The 20,968-nt window shown below is 59.9% G+C and carries 20 protein-coding genes; 2 read left to right on the top strand and 18 right to left on the bottom strand.

Features of this window, described 5'->3' with window-relative positions; all coding sequences use genetic code 11:
* Positions 1-19: 19 nt before the first annotated feature.
* Together mdoH and ACJY2L_RS03765 are read right to left on the bottom strand one after the other, a co-directional pair.
* Positions 20-2,590: a glucans biosynthesis glucosyltransferase MdoH gene (mdoH, locus tag ACJY2L_RS03770; protein ID WP_439212967.1), complete on the bottom strand. Its 2,571-nt coding sequence runs from the start codon at positions 2,588-2,590 to the stop codon at positions 20-22.
* Positions 2,583-4,076: a glucan biosynthesis protein G gene (locus ACJY2L_RS03765; RefSeq protein ID WP_187488250.1), complete on the bottom strand. Its 1,494-nt coding sequence runs from the start codon at positions 4,074-4,076 to the stop codon at positions 2,583-2,585. The genes mdoH and ACJY2L_RS03765 overlap by 8 nt, the downstream gene beginning before the upstream one ends.
* A 305-nt stretch (positions 4,077-4,381) precedes the next feature.
* Between ACJY2L_RS03765 and mdoC the strand changes: the two genes are divergently transcribed.
* On the top strand, positions 4,382-5,509 hold the full coding sequence (mdoC, locus tag ACJY2L_RS03760) for a glucans biosynthesis protein MdoC (protein ID WP_439212966.1): 1,128 nt from the start codon (positions 4,382-4,384) through the stop codon (positions 5,507-5,509).
* A 35-nt stretch (positions 5,510-5,544) separates the two neighbouring features.
* On the opposite strand, the gene ACJY2L_RS03755 is transcribed toward mdoC, so the two are convergent.
* The gene (locus ACJY2L_RS03755; RefSeq protein ID WP_439212965.1) at positions 5,545-7,005 is read right to left on the bottom strand and encodes a phospholipase D family protein; all 1,461 of its coding nucleotides are present in this window, start codon (positions 7,003-7,005) and stop codon (positions 5,545-5,547) included.
* A gap of 32 nt (positions 7,006-7,037) precedes the next feature.
* The gene (ymdB, locus tag ACJY2L_RS03750) at positions 7,038-7,607 is read right to left on the bottom strand and encodes an O-acetyl-ADP-ribose deacetylase (protein WP_439212964.1); all 570 of its coding nucleotides are present in this window, start codon (positions 7,605-7,607) and stop codon (positions 7,038-7,040) included.
* Positions 7,608-7,770: 163 nt separating this feature from the next.
* Here ymdB and ACJY2L_RS03745 point away from each other — a divergent pair, with 163 nt between their 5' ends.
* Positions 7,771-8,928, top strand: coding sequence for a beta-glucosidase (locus ACJY2L_RS03745; protein WP_439212963.1), 1,158 nt, complete (start codon positions 7,771-7,773; stop codon positions 8,926-8,928).
* Here the strand turns inward: ACJY2L_RS03745 and ACJY2L_RS03740 are convergent.
* The 14 genes from ACJY2L_RS03740 to ACJY2L_RS03675 form a co-directional block, all read right to left on the bottom strand.
* Positions 8,922-9,101 (bottom strand): hypothetical protein, encoded by a 180-nt coding sequence (locus ACJY2L_RS03740; RefSeq protein WP_067429485.1) that lies wholly within the window; start codon positions 9,099-9,101, stop codon positions 8,922-8,924. The genes ACJY2L_RS03745 and ACJY2L_RS03740 overlap by 7 nt on opposite strands.
* Positions 9,102-9,141: 40 nt before the next feature.
* On the bottom strand, positions 9,142-9,399 hold the full coding sequence (locus tag ACJY2L_RS03735) for a hypothetical protein (RefSeq protein ID WP_067429482.1): 258 nt from the start codon (positions 9,397-9,399) through the stop codon (positions 9,142-9,144).
* A 223-nt stretch (positions 9,400-9,622) separates the two neighbouring features.
* Positions 9,623-10,852, bottom strand: coding sequence for a beta-ketoacyl-ACP synthase (locus tag ACJY2L_RS03730; protein ID WP_439212962.1), 1,230 nt, complete (start codon positions 10,850-10,852; stop codon positions 9,623-9,625).
* The gene (locus tag ACJY2L_RS03725; RefSeq protein ID WP_439212961.1) at positions 10,849-11,580 is read right to left on the bottom strand and encodes a 3-ketoacyl-ACP reductase FabG2; all 732 of its coding nucleotides are present in this window, start codon (positions 11,578-11,580) and stop codon (positions 10,849-10,851) included. Before ACJY2L_RS03725 ends, ACJY2L_RS03730 begins: the two co-directional genes overlap by 4 nt.
* The gene (locus ACJY2L_RS03720) at positions 11,577-12,053 is read right to left on the bottom strand and encodes an ApeP family dehydratase (protein ID WP_439212960.1); all 477 of its coding nucleotides are present in this window, start codon (positions 12,051-12,053) and stop codon (positions 11,577-11,579) included. The genes ACJY2L_RS03725 and ACJY2L_RS03720 overlap by 4 nt, the downstream gene beginning before the upstream one ends.
* Positions 12,046-13,203 (bottom strand): beta-ketoacyl-[acyl-carrier-protein] synthase family protein, encoded by a 1,158-nt coding sequence (locus ACJY2L_RS03715; RefSeq protein WP_439212959.1) that lies wholly within the window; start codon positions 13,201-13,203, stop codon positions 12,046-12,048. The genes ACJY2L_RS03720 and ACJY2L_RS03715 overlap by 8 nt, the downstream gene beginning before the upstream one ends.
* On the bottom strand, positions 13,203-13,769 hold the full coding sequence (locus ACJY2L_RS03710; protein ID WP_439212958.1) for a DUF3261 domain-containing protein: 567 nt from the start codon (positions 13,767-13,769) through the stop codon (positions 13,203-13,205). Before ACJY2L_RS03710 ends, ACJY2L_RS03715 begins: the two co-directional genes overlap by 1 nt.
* A complete protein-coding gene (locus tag ACJY2L_RS03705) occupies positions 13,766-16,063 on the bottom strand; it encodes an MMPL family transporter (protein WP_439212957.1) in 2,298 nt (765 codons plus the stop codon). Before ACJY2L_RS03705 ends, ACJY2L_RS03710 begins: the two co-directional genes overlap by 4 nt.
* A complete protein-coding gene (locus tag ACJY2L_RS03700; protein ID WP_439212956.1) occupies positions 16,053-16,661 on the bottom strand; it encodes an outer membrane lipoprotein carrier protein LolA in 609 nt (202 codons plus the stop codon). The genes ACJY2L_RS03705 and ACJY2L_RS03700 overlap by 11 nt, the downstream gene beginning before the upstream one ends.
* Positions 16,658-17,074 (bottom strand): acyl-CoA thioesterase, encoded by a 417-nt coding sequence (locus ACJY2L_RS03695; protein ID WP_067429465.1) that lies wholly within the window; start codon positions 17,072-17,074, stop codon positions 16,658-16,660. The genes ACJY2L_RS03700 and ACJY2L_RS03695 overlap by 4 nt, the downstream gene beginning before the upstream one ends.
* The gene (locus ACJY2L_RS03690) at positions 17,061-18,770 is read right to left on the bottom strand and encodes a glycosyltransferase family 2 protein (RefSeq protein ID WP_439212955.1); all 1,710 of its coding nucleotides are present in this window, start codon (positions 18,768-18,770) and stop codon (positions 17,061-17,063) included. The genes ACJY2L_RS03695 and ACJY2L_RS03690 overlap by 14 nt, the downstream gene beginning before the upstream one ends.
* Complete coding sequence (locus ACJY2L_RS03685; RefSeq protein ID WP_187486340.1) at positions 18,764-19,111, bottom strand: 3-hydroxyacyl-ACP dehydratase FabZ family protein; 348 nt, start codon at positions 19,109-19,111, stop codon at positions 18,764-18,766. Before ACJY2L_RS03685 ends, ACJY2L_RS03690 begins: the two co-directional genes overlap by 7 nt.
* Positions 19,098-20,456 (bottom strand): AMP-binding protein, encoded by a 1,359-nt coding sequence (locus tag ACJY2L_RS03680; RefSeq protein ID WP_439212954.1) that lies wholly within the window; start codon positions 20,454-20,456, stop codon positions 19,098-19,100. Before ACJY2L_RS03680 ends, ACJY2L_RS03685 begins: the two co-directional genes overlap by 14 nt.
* Positions 20,420-20,968: a hypothetical protein gene (locus tag ACJY2L_RS03675; protein WP_225700790.1), complete on the bottom strand. Its 549-nt coding sequence runs from the start codon at positions 20,966-20,968 to the stop codon at positions 20,420-20,422. The genes ACJY2L_RS03680 and ACJY2L_RS03675 overlap by 37 nt, the downstream gene beginning before the upstream one ends.

Genomic DNA, 20,968 nt, shown 5'->3' with positions numbered 1-20,968 from the left:
TTTCATCTCTCCAGCCCGATTAATCGCGCGGTTGGCCTGCTGGCAGCGCCAGCGGATTCAACTGCAACGTACGGTACTGCTCGATCCATTCATGATATTTATCCGCATTCTGCCACAGGCGATAGTGCACCCGCGCCAGCGTGACCGGATCGCTCAGCAGCACCAGACGCTGATCGCGCGTGAGCTTAGCTGGCGCATCGCTTAATGCCTGATCGACATGACGATCGCGTGCGTGCTCCAGCAGATCGCTCTTCAGGTGACGCGAGGTCGCCATGGCGGTGGCCAGCGCGTTAAATGATGGATGGAACAGCGCATGCATAAAGCCATTTTTCAGCACGCGTTCGCGGTTCAGCATCAGATAACGATCGGTATCCAGCAGTTCTTTCGGCGGATCGTACTCTTCCGGGATCAGGAACAGCTGCATACGGCGGCTCGCCTGGCCGTTGGTGGCCCGGCTGGAGAACACCGACACAAACGGCGACAGAATCAACGAGAAGACGATGGGTGCCAGCCACCACAGGAAGTTGAGATCCAGCCAGCCCATACCGGCAGCCCAGACAATACCCAACAGCATCTGCGAACCGTGACGACGAAACGCTTCGCCCCAGGGGGTGGCATCATCATCACGCTGCGGTGAGTTCCAGACCACTTCCCAGCCGAGGAAAGCGCTGACCACGAACACCGTGTGGAACAGCATACGCACCGGTGCCAGCAGCACCGAGAACAGCATTTCCAGCAGCAGCGAGAAGAACAGCCGGATAGCGCCACCGTAAGGCTTCGCCCCTTTGCACCAGATCAGCACCACGCTCAGCAGCTTCGGCAGGAACAGCAGCACCAGCGTAGTAGAGAACAGCGCAATCGCCAGTTCAGGTCGCCACTGCGGCCAAACCGGAAAGAGCTGACGTGGTTGCAGGAAGTACTGCGGCTCCATCAGCGTATGCACCACCTGCAACGCCGTTGAAAGTGCCAAAAACAGGAACCACAGCGGTGCTGACAGATAGGACATCACGCCGGTTAAGAACACCGCACGGTGAACCGGGTGCATGCCTTTGACCAGGAACAGGCGGAAGTTCATCAGGTTACCGTGACACCAGCGACGGTCACGCTTCAGCTCATCCAGCAAGTTCGGCGGCAGCTCTTCATAGGAGCCAGGCAGGTCATAGGCGATCCAGACGCCCCAACCGGCACGACGCATCAGCGCGGCTTCCACAAAGTCATGCGAGAGAATGGAACCGGCAAAGGAACCTTCGCCCGGCAACGGCGCCAGCGCACAGTGCTCGATAAACGGCTTCACGCGGATAATGGCGTTATGGCCCCAATAGTGCGACTCACCCAGCTGCCAGAAGTGCAGACCGGCGGTGAACAGCGGCCCGTAAACGCGGGTGGCAAACTGCTGACAACGCGCATACAGCGTATCCATGCCGGACGCTTTTGGCGACGACTGGATAATGCCCGCTTTCGGGTTGGCTTCCATCATGCGAACCAGACCGGTCAGACACTCACCGCTCATAACGCTATCCGCATCCAGCACCACCATGTAGCTGTAGTTGCTGCCCCAGCGACGACAGAAGTCATCGATGTTGCCGCTTTTACGCTTCACGCGACGACGACGGCGGCGATAGAAGATCTTACCGGCGCCGCCCACATCCTTGACCAGCTCCATCCAGGCCTTCTGCTCGGCTACCGCAATATCGGCATCGTAGCTGTCGCTGAGGATGTAAACGTCAAAATGCTCGCTTTGACCGGAACGCACCACTGATTCCCAGGTGGCGCGCAGCCCGGCGTACACCCGCTCCACGTCCTCGTTACAGATCGGCATGATCAGCGCGGTACGATGTTCAGGGTTGATCGGTTCATCGCCGGTGGTGGAATACGAAATACTGTACTTATCGCGTCCAATCAGCAGCTGCAGAAAGCCCATCAGCGCCGTCCAGAAGCCCGCCGAAACCCAGCAGAACAGGATGGCAAACAGGAACAGAATACCGGTTTGCAACACGTACGGCAGGATCTGCAACACCGACTGCTGCCAGTTCTGGTTGATCATTTCCATCGGATCGATCAAGGCCCAGCCCTGGTAAGGCAGAATGGTTTTCATGTACCAGGTCGCAATCACGGTCTGGAACATGGTCAGGATCAGCAGAATGTAGCGGCGAATCGACCCTACGTGCCGCCACTTATCTTCCTGGCGTTGCTCTTCTGCGTTGGCATAACGCATGGTCGATTTACGGCCACGGAATGAATCCCAGGCGCGCGCCACCGGGTTGGTGCGCCACGCTTCCGGGAACATCAGTGAACGCTTAACCGGCGGCATCGCTTTCAGCGTAGTACGGCCCTGATAGTCGGTGCTGAACTGCTCGCCGTTAGCGAGCGAATCGGGCCAGCTCATTTCAATACGTGATTTCACCGAGTTCAGCGGTGCATCATCGGGGCGAGTTTCTACCGGTCCATCCTGACCAAGCTGCTGGTGCAGTTTGGTGTAACGGTGATCTTCCTCAGGTCCGGGAAGTTCACTGACCAGTTGCGCTTTACGTGCCGCATCCAGCGGCAGCGCATCAATATACTCTTCGGGAGTAACAATCGATTTATTCATTGGCAGGCAGCTGATAGCTCCAGGTTTCCGTCAGCGTTTTATCACCGCTCATCAGTGCGGCACGCATTTCAGTGGTTTGCTTGGCATCTTTTACCTTCAGGCGCAGAATCAGACGCCAGCCTTTGGTGACCGGGTTATAACGCACGGTCTGCTCGACCACATCGCCATTTTTACCCACGCTCACCTGCGGCGTAACCGGCGTATTCTCCGGCAGCTTGCTCATCTCTTTGCCGTTGAAATCAACAATGAAAGCGATTGAGCCGTCTGGCTGACGCACCAGGTTAGATTGCTTAACGTCGCCGGTAGAACGCAGGGTATTTTTCACCCATGCGGTTTCTGGCGAGTGCAGCTGATCTTCATCGCGCGTAAAGTGCAGGCGATATTTGAAGTTCATCTCTTTGCCTGGCTCTGGCAGCGTTTCCGGTGACCAAAACGCCACGATGTTATCGTTGGTTTCGTCAGCGGTTGGAATTTCCACCAGCTCAATGCGTCCTTTACCCCAGTCACCCTGCGGCTCAACCCAACCACTTGGACGCAGATCGTAGCGATCGTCGAGGTCCTGATACTGATTAAACTCGCGGCCACGCTGCAGCAGACCAAAACCTTTAGGATTTTCAACCGTAAAGGTGCTGACCGCCAGATGACGTGGATTATTCAGCGGACGCCAGATCCACTCGCCGTTGCCAGCGTGGATAGAGAGACCGTCTGAATCGTGCAGTGAAGGACGATAGTTGGTCACCGGCGAAGGCTGGTTAGCCCCGAACAGGAACATGCTGGTCAGCGGCGCCACGCCCAGTTTACCGACGCTGTCGCGCAGATAGACTTTGGACTGCACGTCAACCACACTTTCCCGGCCTGGATGAATAACAAAACGGTAGGCACCGGTTGCACGTGGCGAATCGAGCAGCGCATAAATCACCAGCTGCTTGTCTTGGGGTTTTGGACGTTCAATCCAGTACGCTTTAAAGCGTGGGAACTCTTCGCCAGACGGCAACGCCGTGTCGATAGCTAAACCGCGCGCTGAAAGACCGTAAACCTGACCTTCACCAATGACGCGGAAATAGCTCGCGCCAAGGAAACTGGTGATTTCGTCATCTTTGCCTTTGCTGTTCAGCGGATAGAGCACTTTAAACCCGGCAAAACCGAGGTTTTTAACCGTTTCCGGATCGTGCTGCACGCTGCCAAAGTTAAAGTATTCAGGATTATATTTGATCTCTTTAACGGTGTTGGCGGTTACCTCATTGAGCTTAACCGGCACGTCAAAATACATTCCCTGATGGTAGAACTCGAGCTTAAACGGGGTCTTTAACTTGCCCCAGTAAGCTTTGTCGTGGTTAAACTGAATTTGTTGGTAATCGGCATATTTCATGTCACGCAACTGAGAGGGCAAATTGCTTTTAGGCGCTTCAAAGCTTTTTCCTGCCAAATCTTTCGCCTGTTTTGCGACGTCATCAATGCTGAAAGCCCAACTGTTGTTGGCGTACATCGCAAGAAGAACCGCCGCACTTAACCAGCGCAACGTATTCTCTTTTTTGGTTTTACTTTTAATTAGCACATCCCCCCCTTTCGTGTGCTTAAATCAATCGCACCCATATTAATGGATTATTCCGCTTTCCGACAGCGGCCGAGCCAATTTGTTCACTGTTTTCGCGGGTTTATCCGCTTGTTTTCGGATAATTCAACCTTACAGAATAGCCTGATAGTATAAGCGCAATATGCACTATAAAGTATTTTGCGCCGAAAGCTGGTTCAGGGTGAACCAGTGCAACAACAGCACAATTCCGGATACCTATGCCTACCACAACTCAGCAACGCGAATATTTTTTTGATTCCATTCGGGCATATTTAATGCTGTTGGGCGTGCCCTTTCACGTCTCCCTGATTTACTCCAGTCAATCCTGGGCCGTAAACAGCGCCGATCCGTCCCAATGGCTGACCCTGTTCAACGAGTTTATCCATGCCTTTCGTATGCAGGTGTTCTTTGTTATTTCAGGCTATTTTTCCTACATGCTCTATTTGCGCTACGAACCAGCGCGCTGGCTGAAAGTCAGGCTGGAGCGCGTGGGCATCCCCATGCTGGCAGCGGTGCCGCTGTTTACTCTGCCGCAATTCTTTCTGCTGAAGCATTACACCAGCGCCGTTGGTGACTGGAACAGCTTCGATTTTTACCAGAAGTTTAATACCCTCGCCTGGAACCTGATTTCACACCTGTGGTTTTTGCTGGTGCTGGTGATTCTGACTACTCTTGGCATGCTCGCCTTTCGCTGGCTGCGCGATCGCCCCGCTTCGCAGCGTGATTATCGCCAGGTCGGTTGGGGTACGCTGCTGGGCGCGTTTCTCGCCTATGGCCTGATCTGGTGCCTGTTCCGCCGTCTGATCTTTATTTTCCAGCCGACCTGGCTGATGGATGGCCTGTTCAGCATTGGCGTGATGCAAACCACGCTGTTCCTGCCGTTCTTTATGCTGGGCGCGCTGGCGTGGAAACATCCGCCGCTGAAGGCGTTGTTTGTCCGTTTCAGTCCCGCTATGCACCTCGGTGCAGCGGTGACCTTTGCGCTTTACGTGGCGAATCAGCGCTACAGTAGCGGTGAAGGCTGGCTCTATGAGTTGGATGCCTTGATTGTGCTGATGATGGGCGTGTTTATGACTAACGTGGTGTTTGCCTTTGGCCACCGGCTGTTAAATGCCCATTCGCCCCGCATCACCTATCTGGTTAACGCATCGCTGTTCATTTATCTGGTGCACCATCCGCTGACGCTGCTGTACGGCATCTTTATCACGCCGCACATCGCCAACAATACGCTGGGCTTTTTTGTTGGTCTGGCGCTGATTTTTGCCCTCGCCTTTCTGCTCTATGAGATTCACCTGCGCATTCCATTGCTGCGTTTCCTGTTCTCCGGGCGCAGCGCCAAAAAATAGTGCTGATGCGGGCGGCCCTTTATCGCCGCCCGCGCTTACAACAGCCACTCCACCGGCAAGCGCCATACCAGACGCACCAGCAGCCGCTGAATGAATTTGGTGCGTGGCTCATGCTTGTGCACCGTTTCGTCAGGCTCACCGGCATGTTCAATCCAGTTAACCCGTCCCCATTTATCCAGACGCAGCTTCCAGGCGCGATCGCGGATGCTATCGATAAAGCGCTCATGCACTTCGGTGGCCAACATCGGATGTTCAATCACCAGCCCCATTTCGGTATTCAGCACCGCCGATCGCGGATCGAAGTTAAACGAGCCGATAAACAGCTTTTCGTTATCCACGCTAAAAGTTTTAGCATGCAGGCTGGAGCCGGAATTACCGGTAAGTCCGCGGTCATGCGGCGCGTCACGGCCATCGCTGTGCGGCTTGAGCTCATAGAGCTCGACACCGTAGCGCAGCAGCTTTTTCCGCCACTTGGCGTAACCGGCATGCACAATAGAGACGTCGTTGGCCGCCAGCGAATTGGTCAGAATCGATATTTTAACCCCTTTGCGTACCAGCGACAGCAGTTGGGCGACGCCGGCGCGGGTCGGCACAAAGTAGGCTGAAATAATATCAAACTGCTTTTCCGGTTTACCGATCACTTCCAGCATGCGAACCGGTAATAGCGAGCCGCGCGTGGCCTTGCCCAGGCCCTTACGCGGATCGTCGCTGAGCAGGCGCGTTTTCGCCCAGGTCATGGTCAGGGAACCGCTGTCGAACTGGCTAACGAAGGCGGATGCGCGCAGGCGATTCAGGTATCTTTTTACCTGATCGTTCTCCTGCCATTCGGTGGGCAGGCGCACCGTCTGATGCGGATCCTGCTCGCCGCGCTCCACCACCTCATTCAGCGGCGATACCGCTTTGCTCTGCCAGTAGCGTTCAAAATCCTGCGCCACATCGTTCACCACCGGCCCAATCGCCAGCACGTCAAGGTCAGAGAACAGCGGCTGTTCGCCTGCGGCAAAATATTCATCACCGACGTTGCGGCCACCGACGATGGTGGCCATGCCGTCAATGGTAAAGCTTTTGTTGTGCATGCGGCGATTAAGGCGGGCAAAGTCGGTGAGATAGCCGAGCGCGCGCAGGGTGCGGAACGAGAACGGATTAAACAGGCGAATGGCGATGTTGGGATGGCGATTCAGCTCGCTGAGAATGTCGTCGAGCCCCATGGTGTTGTTGTCATCCAGCAGCAGCCGCACCTGCACACCGCGATCGGCGGCATCCAGCAGCGCGCTGAACAGCAGGCGGCCCGACATGTCGTTTTGCCAGATGTAATACTGCACATCCAGCGTCTGCTCGGCCATCTCCATCAGCAGATAGCGGGCGGCAAAGGCGTCCAGGCCATCACTGAGCGGATGAATACCGCATTTGCCCGGATGGCGAGCCAGCCGCGGCGCAATTGCCCGTGCCAGCCGGTTCGCCGCGGCGTACTCCGAAATGTCGACCGCCTCAACCATGATGCTTCCTTGTCATAAGATGTAGATGCTGATTATTCATCCTGCGCCCAGCTATTGTCATGCGACTTCTCTGAATGCTGCTGTTCAGCCAGCAGTTTTTGGTAAAGCACGAAGCTCTCCTCGCCAAAACAGACAAACCAGACGCGTTCCGGTAGCGGATGATCCTGCAGAAACGCGCTGACCGTGGCAAAGGCGATCTGCGCCGCCTGCTGTGGCGGATAGCCGTAAATGCCGGTGCTGATGGCCGGAAACGCCAGGCTGCTGATAGTGTTGTCCAGCGCCAGCTGCAGCGAGTTGCGATAGGCATTAGCCAGCAGCCGCGCTTCATCCTGCGTGCCACCGCGCCAGACCGGACCGACGGTGTGGATCACCGCCTGCACTGGCAGACGTCCGGCGGTGGTAATCACCGCCTCGCCGGTGGCGCAACTGCCATGCGCGGCGACCCAGGCCTTGCAGGCGTCAAGCAGCGCCGGTCCCGCGGCACGATGAATGGCACCATCCACGCCGCCACCGCCGAGCAGGCTGCTGTTCGCCGCATTGACTATCGCATCGACCTGCATACGCGTGATATCGCCCTGTACAACCCGAATTCGATGAGGCATGCCCTTCTCCTTAGACCGATAAGAATCTGTTAGCCAGCAATGAGTTTAGGCTATCCCACGCAATTGTTACGCTGCGCTGACCTCGCCCTGTCGCCTGGCGTGTGCAATCAACAGACAACACCTAAACTTAGCGAACCTTCATGTGTGGAAAGAGGAATGCCCGATGGTCGATCAGCAGCCTAATTCACCCCCACTGCGCCACCAGCCGCAGCTTTTCCGCAGTTTTTTTCAGGGCAGCTTTGGCTGCTCAACCGCCTGCCGCGCCGAAGGCAAACGGCTCGATATGGTGATCAGCAGCGGCCACGATATGCTGCTGGAGAAAGATTACGCGGCGCTGCGGGCGCTGCATGTCAGCACCGCCCGCGACGGGGCGCGCTGGCATCTGATTGAGAAAGTGCCAGGGAACTATGACTGGTCAACCTTTCTGCCGATGATCCATGCCGCCGAGAATCAGCAGCTTGAGGTGATCTGGGAACTCGCCCACTTTGGCTATCCGACCCATCTTGATATCTGGTCGCCGACGTTTGTCGACAGTTTTCAGCGCTTCGCGCGTGCGATGGCGCAGGTCATGCGCGATGAAGGCATTGAGCGGCCGTTTTTTACGCCGGTGAATCAGATCTCTTTTTGGTCATGGGCCGGCGGTGACGTCGCCTGGCTTAATCCCTGGGCCAGTGGTCGTGGCCGTACCCTGAAGCAGCAGCTGGTGCGCGCCTCGCTGGCGGCGATGGCTGCGATCAGAGAAGTCTTCCCCGATGCCCGTTTTGTTGCTACCGATCCGCTGGTCAACGTGGTGCCACGCGATGAGAGCAGCGCCGAGCGTGAGCTGGCCACGCGGCTGCATGAAGCGCAGTTTGAAGCCTGGGATATGTTGGCGGGCCGCATCGAGCCGACGCTTGGTGGCGATGCGGCTTACCTGGATATCATCGGCCTTAATTACTATGACGATAACCAGTGGTTCACCGACGGCAGCGCCCTGCCCGCGGATCATCCGGCGCGGCAGCCGCTCAGCGCGCTGCTTGCCGCCTGCTGGCAGCGTTATCAGCGGCCTTTGCTGCTGGCGGAAACGGGTGCGGAAGGCGCGGCGCGCGCACCCTGGCTGCGGCAGGTGGCAGAACAGGCGAATCTGGCGCTGGCGCAAGGCGTGGCACTGGAAGGCGTGTCAATCTATCCGGTAGTGGAATATCCCGCCTGGGCCGACGATCGTCGTTCGCCCGGCGCGCTGTTTGGACTGGCTGACGCCAATGGCAACCGCACGCTGCATGAGCCGCTGGCGCTGGAATTACGCAGTCAGCAGATCAGGATGCAAAGCTGGCATCAGTGATGACGAATCGGCGGAGGGCTGATTTTCTTGTGGCACGATTGCTGGGTGGTGGCGTCATCGCTGAAACGACGCACGTCCGCCAGCCAGGTCATGATGAACAGAAAAATCATGCCAATCAGGGAAGCGGAGAGCAGGCCAATAACGGCAATAAGCTTATCATCCCGGGATTCCATACGCGCTCCCTTGCTGTGCTGGCCGCGCGCAGGCGACAGATCAGCTCATCCATAAGGTAATCAACAGGACAAAGATTATAAGCGTTAGCGATGCCACTGCAAGCACCACAATAGCGAAGTGGGCATCGTCCATAGGCGGGCGATACTCATGTTTATGATCGGGCGGCGTGTTATTCATTATTTTTAGTGACAAAACCTGCTGCTGTGTATCAGTACGCAAAGGCGCCTGGCGCAACCGCAAATCAGATAAAGTAGATTTATTCTGACCGGCGAAAAGTAAATCCCAAACCGCTCTCAACAGGTTAAATCCTGCCGCCGCATCCTGCTGGAACCGGTTTCGGTGCGCTATTGTGACACAGGCGCGCGAATTCGCGAGTAAATATTACGTTTTTTTAACATCCTGCTGCAGTTTACGCTTCCGGCAGCCAGAAAGGTTGATTTAAGACAATAGCGACATATTTACTGCGCAACTGAATGGCAAATGGCGATAAAAAAGGCGCCATCCGGCGCCGTAAATCTGCTTATGACCAGCGGCGAAAAATCAGTGAAGTATTGATGCCGCCAAAAGCAAAGTTGTTCGACTGTATGTAGTCCGTGTCGATCGCCCGCGGCACATCGATGATGTAATCCAGACCGGCGCAATCATCGGCTGGCCGCCGCAGATTCAGCGTCGGCGCGAACCAGCCTTCACGCATCATCTCAATACTCATCCACGCTTCCAGCGCACCGCAGGCACCCAGCGTATGGCCGAAATAGCTCTTCAGTGATGAGATCGGTGTGTGGTCACCGAACACCGCGGCGGTGGCCGCACTCTCGGCGCTGTCACCGCGTTCGGTGGCGGTGCCGTGCGCGCTGATATAGCCAATCTGGTCGGCCCGCAGACCGGCGCTCTGCAACGCTTTTTCAATGCAAATCTGCATGGTTTCGCGCTGCGGCTGGGTAATGTGCGCCGCATCGCAGTTGGTATGAAAGCCCACCAGCTCGGCATAGATCGTGGCGCCGCGCGCCTGTGCATGCTCCAGCGATTCCAGCACCAGCGTGCCTGCGCCTTCACCAATCACCAGGCCATCGCGTTCGGCGTCAAACGGCGCGGGCGAACTGTGCGGCGCGTCATTGCGCTGGCTGGTAGCGAACAGCGTATCAAACACCGCCGCTTCGCTGGGACAGAGCTCCTCCGCGCCACCGGCAACCATCACCGTCTGATAGCCGTGGCGAATCGCTTCCCATGCGTAGCCAATCGCCTGGCTGCCGGAAGTACAGGCGCTGGAGGTGGGAATCACCCGCCCGCGCAGGCCAAAAAACAGCCCGGCGTTGACCGCGGTGGTATGCGGCATCATCTGCACATAGGTGGTGCCGGTAATGTTGTTGGTATGCTTTTCGGTCAGCATGGTGGCAAATTCACTTACCGGACCGGTGCTGCCGGTCGAGGATCCGTAGGCGATGCCAGTCTCGCCGCTGGTGAGTACCGGATGCGCCAGCAAACCCGCCTGCTCCAGCGCCAGTTCACAGGCGCGGGTCGCCAGCAGTGAGACGCGACCCATAGAACGAATACGCTTGCGCGTGTAGTGCGCGGGCAGCGAAAAATCATCAATTGGCGCGCCCAACAGCGTATTTAACCCGTCATAAATCTGCCATTCCGGCATGCTGCGTACCGCGTTGCGTCCGGCGCGCAGACGCTGCGCCACCGCTTCCCAGCGTTCACCAAACGCCGTCACGCCGCCCATACCGGTTACCACCACACGATGAATCACAGCATACCTCCGTTGATGGCAATCACCTGCCGCGTCACGTAGCCCGCAATGTCGGACATCAAATAGCTCGCCAGCCCAGCTACCTCTTCCGCCTCGCCCATACGCTTCATCGGAATAATTTTCATCGCCTCTTCCACCACATGCGGCTCGAGGCCGCTCATGCCGGTATCGATCAGCCCCGGCGCGATGCAGTTGACGGTGATGCGCCGTTTAGCCAGCTCCACCGCCAGCGCCTTGGTGGCACCAATAATGCCCGCTTTAGCCGCGCTGTAGTTGACCTGCCCACGGTTGCCCATCATGCCGGAAACCGACGACAGGGTAATAATGCGACCGCCGCTACGCAGGCCAATCATCGGCATGACGCAGGGATGAATGACGTTATAGAAGCTGTCGAGGTTGGTATGGATCACGCGGTCCCAGTCATCGTCACTCAGCGCAGGAAAAGCACCGTCACGGGTGATGCCCGCGTTGCTGATGACGCCGTAATAGCCGCCGTGCTGCGCGATATCCTGCTCGATCTGTTCACGACAGGTGACGCGATCCGCCACGTCGAATCCCAGCGTTCGCGCGCTGCCACCGGCCTCGCAGATGGCGCTGGCGGTCTGTTCGGCACCCGCCCGATCGCTGTGATAATGCACGATGATAGTGAAGCCTTCGCGGCCCAGCCGCTGTGCGATGGCGCGGCCAATGCCTTTGCTGGCGCCGGTAACCAATACGGAACGCGTCATGATGGTAAATCCTGTTGTAGAAGCTGTTGAAGTTCGTGGCGATCGGGCTGATAGGTGTTGAGACGCCCCGCTGCCACCGGCTCGCCATCAATGAAAATCTGCCCCTCAAAGCTGCCGATTTTGTCATCGCGCATCAGCAGCTTTACCTGCACATCCAGCAGCGCGCCGCCGGGGAAACAGGACTGCTGCGCCCGATAACCGCGTCCGCCCAGCAGCATCCCCGGCTGTGGCGTGGCGCCATCCGCCTGCAGGCCGTGCCAGCCCGACCAGACGCCCACTGTCTGGGCGATGATCTCCACGCCAAACCAGGCGGGCAACTGCCCTTGTGCATCGAGAAACGGCGCCAGAACGCCATCGTGGCTGACGCGCACCTGACAATGGGCGCCGTCGTCACTGACGGCGATCACCCGATCAAGCAGCACCATCGGCGCGGCGTGCGGTAAATAGTGAGCAGCAGAGAGATAATCACTCATCGCAACGTCCTAAAATCAGGCAGGCGTTATTGCCGCCAAAAGCAAAAGAGTTCGACAGAATAACCGGCGTGCTAAGCGGTGCGCCGGTGTGCAGCAGACCACACGGCGGCAGGCTGCTGTCGAGCGGTGACTGGCTGAAATCCTGCTGCGGCAACGGCAGCGCGCGGGTCAGCAGCAGCCAACTTAGCGCCGCTTCGCAGATGCCTGCGGCGCCCAGCGTATGGCCAGTCAGGTGTTTGGTGGAGCTGGCGGGCACGCTGTCGCCAAACATGCGCTGCACCACGCCCGCTTCAATCTCATCATTGAGCCGCGTGGCGGTGCCGTGCAGGTTGATATAGCCGATCTGCTGCGGCGTCAGCTGCGCCGTACGCAGCGCCATCTCCATCGCCCGCTGCGCGCCCTCGCCCTGCGGATGCGGCGCTGACATATGCCAGGCATCGGAGGATTCGCCGCCGCCGAGCAGCGCCACCGGCTGTGGCTCGCGGGTCAACAGCATCAGCGCCGCGCCTTCACCGACAGTGATGCCGTCGCGCTCACTGCTGAACGGCACGCAGCGCCGGGCTGACAGCGATTCCAGGCTGTCAAAACCGTTCATCGGCATGCGGCTGAGCGAATCAGCACCGCCGACCAGCGCCACGTCCGCCAGCCCGGCGGCGATCAGGCGCGCGCCGCTGAGCACCGCGCGCGCGCTGGAGGAGCAGGCGGTGGAAATAGTGTAAGCCGGGCCGTACAGCCCCAGCGTCGCCGCCAGAAAGCGCGACGGATCGCCTAATTCTTGCATCGCATAATGAAAAGGCCGCGAGCCGTCGCTGATGTGACGATCGCCCTCATCAACGCCGGAGGTGCTGGTGCCCAGCACAATCGCAACCCGTTGCCGCCCCACGCGTGCGATCGCCGCATCCACCTCAGGACGAATCTGCGCCAGCGCCGCCAGCAGCAGCCGATTATTACGCGTATCGTGCGCGGCCAGCGACGTCGGCACCGGCGGCAGATCCCCGGTGACCTGACCGGCCCAGCACGGCTTGTTACCGATCAACCACTGCTGGCCTGGCTGCATGCCGGGCGCCACGCCGCGACGCAGGTTATCTGCGGTTTCATCAAGATTATTGCCCAGCGCGCTCAGCATGCCGACGGCAGAGATAAACATCATCAGGGATCCAGCGTTTGTATAGTGATCAGATAACCAAAAGCGAACTGCTGTATCGACACCGGCTGACGCCGATCGCCGCGCATCAGGTAGTGAATCTCAGTGATCAGCGTGCCGTTTTGATCGCGTAACTGCCGTTGCAGCCCGGCATCGACCAGCGTCCAGCCGCGCGGCAAGACCGGCTGCCAGGCGCTCACCGGCCAGCGGCTCAGCATCACATCAGCCAGCACCTGGCTGGCGGGCGGCATTTTCGGCAGCGCTATCGCCTGCTCGCTGTGAATGCCGCTGCGGCTGTAAGTCAGACGGAACAAGCGAATGCCGAGCGATGACAGCCCGGCCAACGTGACACTGTCACCATTAGCGCTTAGCAGCACCATCAGCGACTGCTGCTGCCCCTTTACTTTGCCGGTCAACAGCTGCTGCTCGCTGAACGCTGGGCTGATACCCGGCGGCGGCAGCGAGACTTGCACGCCGGGCTTCAGCCACGCCTGCGGCGTCGCGGTGGTGACCGGCCGTGCGCAGCCTGCCAGCAGCAGCACGGCGCACAGCGCTATTGCCAATCTTCTCATTTTCGCTTCCTCTTCTGTTCAGGCAGCGCCAGCGGCGCCAGCAAAAAGGCGGTAAAGATCCCGCAGCAGAGTACGATGCCGAAGCTGACGATCGCCTGCGTGGTGCTGAATACCAGCATGCCCAGCGTTAACAGCGTGGTCAGCATCGCCAGCGTGACCGCCAGCAGAGAGGTTATCGGCGTGCCGCGCGGATTACTGAAAAATAAGCTGTAATTAATACCAATGCCGAGCACCAGTACCAGCGCCAGCAGCGCAAACAGGTTGAGCGCCTGCCCGCTGTAACCGAGCGCGGCCAGTCCGGCGGCCAGCGAAAGCAGCGACGGCAGCATGCTGCGCAGGCCCCGGCGCCAGCCGAGACGCCACATATAACTCACCGCGATGATCGCCAGCGCTACCGCCAGCAACATCGACAACATGGCCCGATAGTGGGCAAACAGATTGTTAAAGCTTGCCTTGCGATCGACCCAGCTCACGCCCGGCAGACTGGCGGCCAGCTGGCCCAGTGCCTGGCTATTTTTCACGCCGCTGACCGGCACCAGCACGCCGCTTTCACCCTCGTTGACGGAGAGCCACAGCAGCCGCCAGCCGGTTGACAGTGGGCTGTTGAGCCAGCTCTCAACCGTTACCGGCATGGCATCGCCGTTGACCTGCGGCGCGCTTATACCCGCGGTACGTAAGGCCGCGACAACCGCAGGCGCGGCGGCGTTAATCAGCGCACGATCCTGCTGCTGACGGGCCAGCGAATTCAGCGGCAGCAGCCGGTATGCGCCCAGCCACTGCTGACGCTGCGCCGCAGGCAGTTTTGCCGCCAGTGCGTCCAGCCGCTCCAGCGTTTGCTGCGGCGAGGCGCCGGAAACCACAAACCAGGTTTGATCGGCCTGCTGTCCGGTCAACTGCGCAACCTGTTGATCCTGCGCTAATAGCGCCGACGGCAGCGCCTGCAGGCGCGAAATATCATCATCGATCTTCAGCTGCATAAGCCCGAACAGCGAAAACAGCAGCACTGCCAACGGCACGCCAATGCGCACCCGCTGATTACGACGCCAGGCCGCCAGCCAGCGCGCCAGCGTAATCATCAGGGGCACTGGCCGTACCGGCAGGCCGCGTACCAGCAGCGGATACCAGCAGATCACCGTTAAACAGGCGGCGGCCAGGCCACTGGCGGCAAACACCGCCAGCTGGCGCAGCCCCGGAAAAGGGGCCAGTAGCATCACCAGCCAGGCAATCGCCGTGGTGCCCAGCGCCAGCAGCATCGCCGGACGCACCTTGCGCATGCTGTCGGTTGGCGAGGCTTCGGCGCCATGCACCATGCGTTCGGTCAGGTAATAGAGCGTGTAATCAGCCGAAATGCCCACGATGCTCAGGCTCATCACCAGCGTCATCAGATGCAGTTCGCCAAACAGCAGCAGCGTCAGCACGGTGCCGGTCATGGCACCGATGCCTACCGACAGCGCACACAGCAGCAGCGGGCGCAGCGACCGAAACACCAGCCATACCAGCAGCAACACGCCCGCGACGGTGGCGCTGCCCAGCGTGGAGATATCGTGCTGCGCCTGCTGACTGGCGCGATCGCTGAACAGCACCGTGCCACGGGTCAACAGCGTGGCGTCGGGCCAGCGTGCTTTTAACGCCGCTTCACGCTCGGCCAGCGCGGCGACCAGCATATGACTTTGCTGCATGCTGAAAGCGTTGCCCGTCAGTTCGCCGTGCAGAAAATACCAGCGACGTCCCTGTGCATCCTGCACCGTCAGCCAGCCGTTACGCAGCGTCATGCGGCTGGCATTCTGCTGCAGTGCCAGCTGCGCGCCGCGCGTCAGCAACAGCGGATCCTGCTGAATTTCTTTGCCGCTCACCCCGGCAAAGGCCGAGAAAAGCTGCGCCAGCACCCAGCGGGCCTGCGCCTCACCGCCCTGCTGCAGCCGTTCACGGGTGGCCGGATCCAGCAAACCATTGCGGTGCTGCCAGGCAAATGCGCCCCACGCCTGCTGCTGCGCGCTATCGATCGGCCCCTGCAACTGTGTCAGCGCGGGTATGCCACGCAGCGCCGTCAGCCAGCTCTGCGCCACCTGCTCACCGTGCGCCTCATCGGCGGCAACCAGCCAGACCATCTGCCGATCCAGCCGCTGCATAAAACCGGACTGCACCGCAGCGGGCGTCGCACCCAGCGTCTGCTGGGGCAACAGCGCCAGCACGCTGCTGTTAATGCGCGCCTGCGGCAACAGCCACAACAGCGCGATCAACAGCAGCGCAACACAGAGCAGCCAGAGCGGCGCCAGCCGACGTTCAGTAAACATTAAAATCCCGCTGCTCCGCATCGCTCAGCACCGTCGGTTCACTGCGCTGATGGCTGAGAACGATGTGGGTTTTATCGCCCTGCTTGTCGTCAAGGTCGATGGTATTGAGAAAACGCTCGCCGGTAAGAGTAATGGTGTTGAACAGCTTATCGAGCGGCGCCGCCTTTGGCGTCAGCATCAGCCGCCAGTTTCCCTGGCCGCCGTCGTGGAAGTCGAGGCGAAAGTTCTCTTCGAGCACCCGCCTGTCGGCCTGAAACAGCGCCCGCAGCAGATGATTAAACTGGAACATCTGTGGATTGTTGGCGGCGGTCACTACCTGTGCAGGCTGACCCGCCATCTGTTGCACCATGCGCCGATCGTCAAGCAGCAGCGTCATGGCAAAAGGCGCATCCTGTCGCCACCACAGCCCTTTTTCGCGCGCAATGACCATGCGACCGCTGGAGCGCAGCGGCTGCGCCATGCCGTCAATCTGTCGTTGCTGGGTGAAGTCCGCGCGCACCACCGGCTGGCTGGCGAAGCGCTGCTGTAGATCGTCAAGCGTCACTGCCTGCGTCGCCGCCGCCCAGCACCACAACAGAAGAAATAGTCCTTTTTTCACAGCGTCACTCCTAATTTTTCCAGCAGCACCGGCGGGGAAACAAAGCACATTTCGCGGCTGGCGATCGCTACCGCCACCTGAATGGTGTAGCCGGTGGTGGTGCGCCGTCCCGCTTCATCAAAGATGACATAATCGATGCGCAGGCGATTTTCATACTCCACAATGGTGGCACGCACGCGGATCGCCTGTTCAAAGCTCACCGCCTGCCGATATTTCACCCGCGTATCGACCACCGGCCAGGCGTAACCGCTGGCTTCCATCGCCCGATAGCCATAACCAAATTTGCCCAGCAGCGCCTCACGCGCCACCTCAAAGTAACGAAAGTAGTTGCCGTGCCAGACCACCTTCATGGCGTCGACATCGTGGAAAGGCACCACGATATTTACCTCAATACTCAGATCACTGCTGTTCATGGCGTTCCTCACGCGAGGGCGCTGCGCCTGGCAACGTCCAGAAATCAAAAAAGTTAAACCAGTCCAGCGGCGCCAGTAAGGCGTAATGCTCAAGGCGCTGTGCATAGCGATCCACCGCGGCCTGCAACGCCTGCTGGCGCGATGCGCGCGGCATCAGTAACGGATCGGCAAAAGGCTCTGCGTGGATATGCAGCCTGCCCTGCTGACGCAGCGCAAACATCAGGATCACCGGGCAACGCAGCGCCGCCGCCAGCACAAACGGCCCCTGCGGAAACGGCGCCTGCTGGCCCATAAAATCACTCCAGATTACGCGGCGTTCACCACCGCGCTGCCGGTTTACCGCCGTGCGATCGCCCACGATCGCCACCCATTCACCGGCATCGAGTTTTTGCTGCAGCAAAATGGCAGTTTCCGGGCCGATGTTGCTCACCGGCAGCAGGTTAACGCCCGCCTGCGGAGCGATCGCCTCCAGCGCCTGACGGAAACGCTGTGCGTTTTCAGTAAATACCAGCGCGTTGATCACCAGCCCACTCACCTGCTGCGCCAGCGCGCGGCATGCTTCGATGTCGCCTAAGTGCGAGGCGAGGATCAGTCGTCCACCGGGCTGTTCCGCACGCAACGCCTGCTCGGCGCCGGGGGCAAATACCACCTCTTTGCCCCAGCGCAGTTCGCCATGCCAGCTGGCGACCTTATCCAGCATCGCCTGGCCAAAGCGCACAAAGTGACGGTAGCTGTTAAGCGGCGGCGGCAGCGCAATCTGTCGCTTTGCCGCCTGAATTTTCACCCGCTGCAGCCACTGTTGTGATGCGCGGCGCTGGGTGGAACCACTGAGCCAGTAGACCACGACTACCGGCCAGAGCAGCAGGGTAAACGGCAATCGCCCGCCGTAGCGCCACACCGCCAGCATCAGCCGCAGGCCAGCCTGCCCTTTACGTTCAGAGACCGCCGACCAGTGCGCTTCCGGCCGCTGGCGCAGCAGCTGGGGAATGCGCGGCAGCATGCCAAAAAAGAGGCGGGTATGCATCCGGGAGATGCGCAGGTTGTCGCGCAGCGCATCAAAGTGCGATACGCCATCGGCCGGATAGGTGACGCGGGTGGGGATAAAACGGCTGCGGGTGCCGCGCCACCAGAGGCGCACCATGATTTCGGTGTCGAAATCCATGCGCTGGCCAATCGGCCGCTCTGCACACAGTGCCAGCGTGGCGGCTAACGGATAAACGCGAAAACCGCACATGCTGTCTTTGATAGCAAACGACAGCGTCTCCACCCAGACCCAAAAGTGCGTGATGTAGCGGCCATAAAGCCGTGCTTTCGGCACCGAGCTGTCATACAGCGGCTGGCCGGAAATCAAACACTCTGGCCAGGCTTTGGCTTCCGCCAGCAGCCGTGGCACATCTTCCACCTGATGCTGGCCGTCAGCATCGAGCTGTAGCGCATGACTGAAGCCGCGGGCAGCAGCAGCGCGCAGGCCGTGGATCACCGCAGCGCCTTTGCCGGCGTTGGGCGACAGCCGAAGAATTTGCAGATCCGCAGCCTGTAAGCGCGTCAGCGCCGTAACGGTAGCGGCATCGCTGCCATCGTCAACCACAATGATCGGCAGGTGAAACGGCGCCAGACGCGCCAGCACCGAGGCGATCATCGCGCCGTGGTTGTAGCAGGGAATCACCACGCAGGGTGAAAAGGCGTTATCTAGCACAGGCCGATCTTCCCGCTGCTGGCCACGGTTTCCGATGCCGCCGCTATCCTGGCGTAGCTAAAGGTGAGCTGCCGCTTCTCCGCCAGCCAGCTGATGCGCAGGCAGAGCGTGCTGCCCGGCAGGATCGGCTGCTGAAACTTGATATTTTCCACTGCGGCAAACTGATGATTCGGCGCCAGCAGCAGGATGCCGTAATGCATTACCCAGTCGAGCTGCGCCACGCCGGGCAGCAACGGCTGGTCGGGAAAGTGACCGCGAAACCAGAACAGGTCAGGATCAACCCGCAGCAGCAGTTCCGCCCGGTTATCCACCTGGTGACGAGCCAGCTCAGTCGGCAGCATCAAACAGCTCCTCAATCCGTTGCCAGTCACGCTTGCTCTGGCTGTTGTGGGGTATCGACGTAACGCAGCGCCAGTAGCGCGGCACCGCCAGCGGCTCCAGCCACGGCTGCAACGCCTGCTTCCACTGCCGTTTCAGCAGCGGCAGCTGGTCGGCATCCGGCAGGTCAGCGGCCACCAGCACCACGCCCACCGCGCGGCGACCATGACGGGAGATCACCAGCGTGACGGCGTCGACAATGCCGGGCAGCGCCATCAGGCGACGCTCCACCTCGCTGAGCGAGATGCGTTTATCTTCAATTTTTACCACGCGGTCATGACGGCCAACGATGTCAAAGCCCTGCTCCGCGTGAAACGCCAGCCGATCGTCCAGCATTAGCGTGCCTTCGCCCGCAATCAGCGGGGAGTGAATCTGCCAGCGATCCTGCGGCTGCGGCGTAAAGGTCACGCCGGTAAACGGCTGCCAGACGCCTGTACCGAGCCGCCAGGCGATGACGCCGGTTTCAGTGCTGCCGTAGATTTCGCCGACCGGGCAGCCACACCAGGTCGCGGCCCGCGCGCGCTCAGCGGCGCTGAGCGCCCCGGCGGCGGAGATCACCAGCGCGCAGGCGGGCACCTGTAGCGCCTGATCAAGACGACGCAGAAAGGCCGGACTGCTGATAAAGACCGTTTTCGGGCTGGGTGGCCGCACAGAGAGCTGTTCAGCATAGAGGATTTGGCGCGCATCGAACGGCAGGCGCAGCGCCAGCGGCAGCAGGATGCGAAACGTCAGGCCATAAAGATGTTGATGGCTGACCGAGGCGATGATCTGGCTGTTGGCCAGCTGGTCGCCCCACAGCGTTGCCAGCCACTGCGCTTCACGCAGCAGTCCGGCCAGTGGCTTGATGATTTCACGCGGCTGACCGGTAGAACCGGAGGTGAACAGCACCAGATGAGCGCTATCCTCCACCGCGGGCAGCGGCGTGGCTGAGCGCCCGGCGCGCTTGCCGATGCGCAACGCCGGTTTGCCCATCGCGATCAGAGTGTCACTGAGCAGCGCATCAAAGCTGCGGCGCTGTTCGCGTAGCAGCGCAGGCCGCGCATGGCCCGGCATCACCGGCGTCTTTCCAGCATGCAGGCAGGCCAGCAGCGCAACGCAGAACAGGTAGCTGTCGTCGAAGCAGAGCGCCCAGCGCATTTCCGGCCGCTGTTGCAGCTGTTGACAAAGCGCGCTGACCTGCTGGCGCAGCGTGCTGAGCATGATCGGCTGCGCATCGCGCCAGGCAACCAGTCGTTCGTTGCCGCTTAGCCAACTGGCAAAAGGCGCGATGGTCACGCCGCCCGCCTGATGCGCTGACGCACCAGCCATTCCCCGGCCATCAGCAGGCCAATAAGCAGATAACTGAGTAAACCGTTCCATAGTGTCCACAATGCCATATCGCCGTGCAGGCAGGTAAAGGTCGCAATAGTGCCATTCAGGATAAAAAACAGGCACCAGATCTGCGTGACGCGCCGCGTGTAGCGCACGGCACGCGGCGGCAAATCGGGTTCGCGCAGCCGCGCCAGCTGTTCGACCAGCGGCATACCGCTGAACAGTGAACTGCCAAACAGCAGCAGCAGCGCGCCGTTGACCGCCACCGGATACCACAGCAGCAGATGCTGTTGACCCGGCAGCAGGCTAAACAGGCAAAGCGCCGCGCCGGCCAGCGCCAGCCGCTGACTGAGCGCGTTAAACGGGCCGGCTTGATGGCGCAACAGCCAGCCGCGCAGCAGAAAAAGCAGCGCCAGCGGCAGCAACAGCGCCACGTGATGCCGCAGCGCCAGCCAGACCAGCAATGGCCAGGCGAGCGTGGCGACGCCGGTCAGCCCGGGTAGCCGCAT

Source organism: Duffyella sp. Ts4 (assembly GCF_051851875.1).
In the GTDB taxonomy this organism is placed as follows: Bacteria; Pseudomonadota; Gammaproteobacteria; order Enterobacterales; family Enterobacteriaceae; genus Duffyella; species Duffyella gerundensis.
The sequence above is the reverse complement of the archived record's forward strand: the minus strand, read 5'-3'. Positions and strand labels throughout refer to the sequence as shown.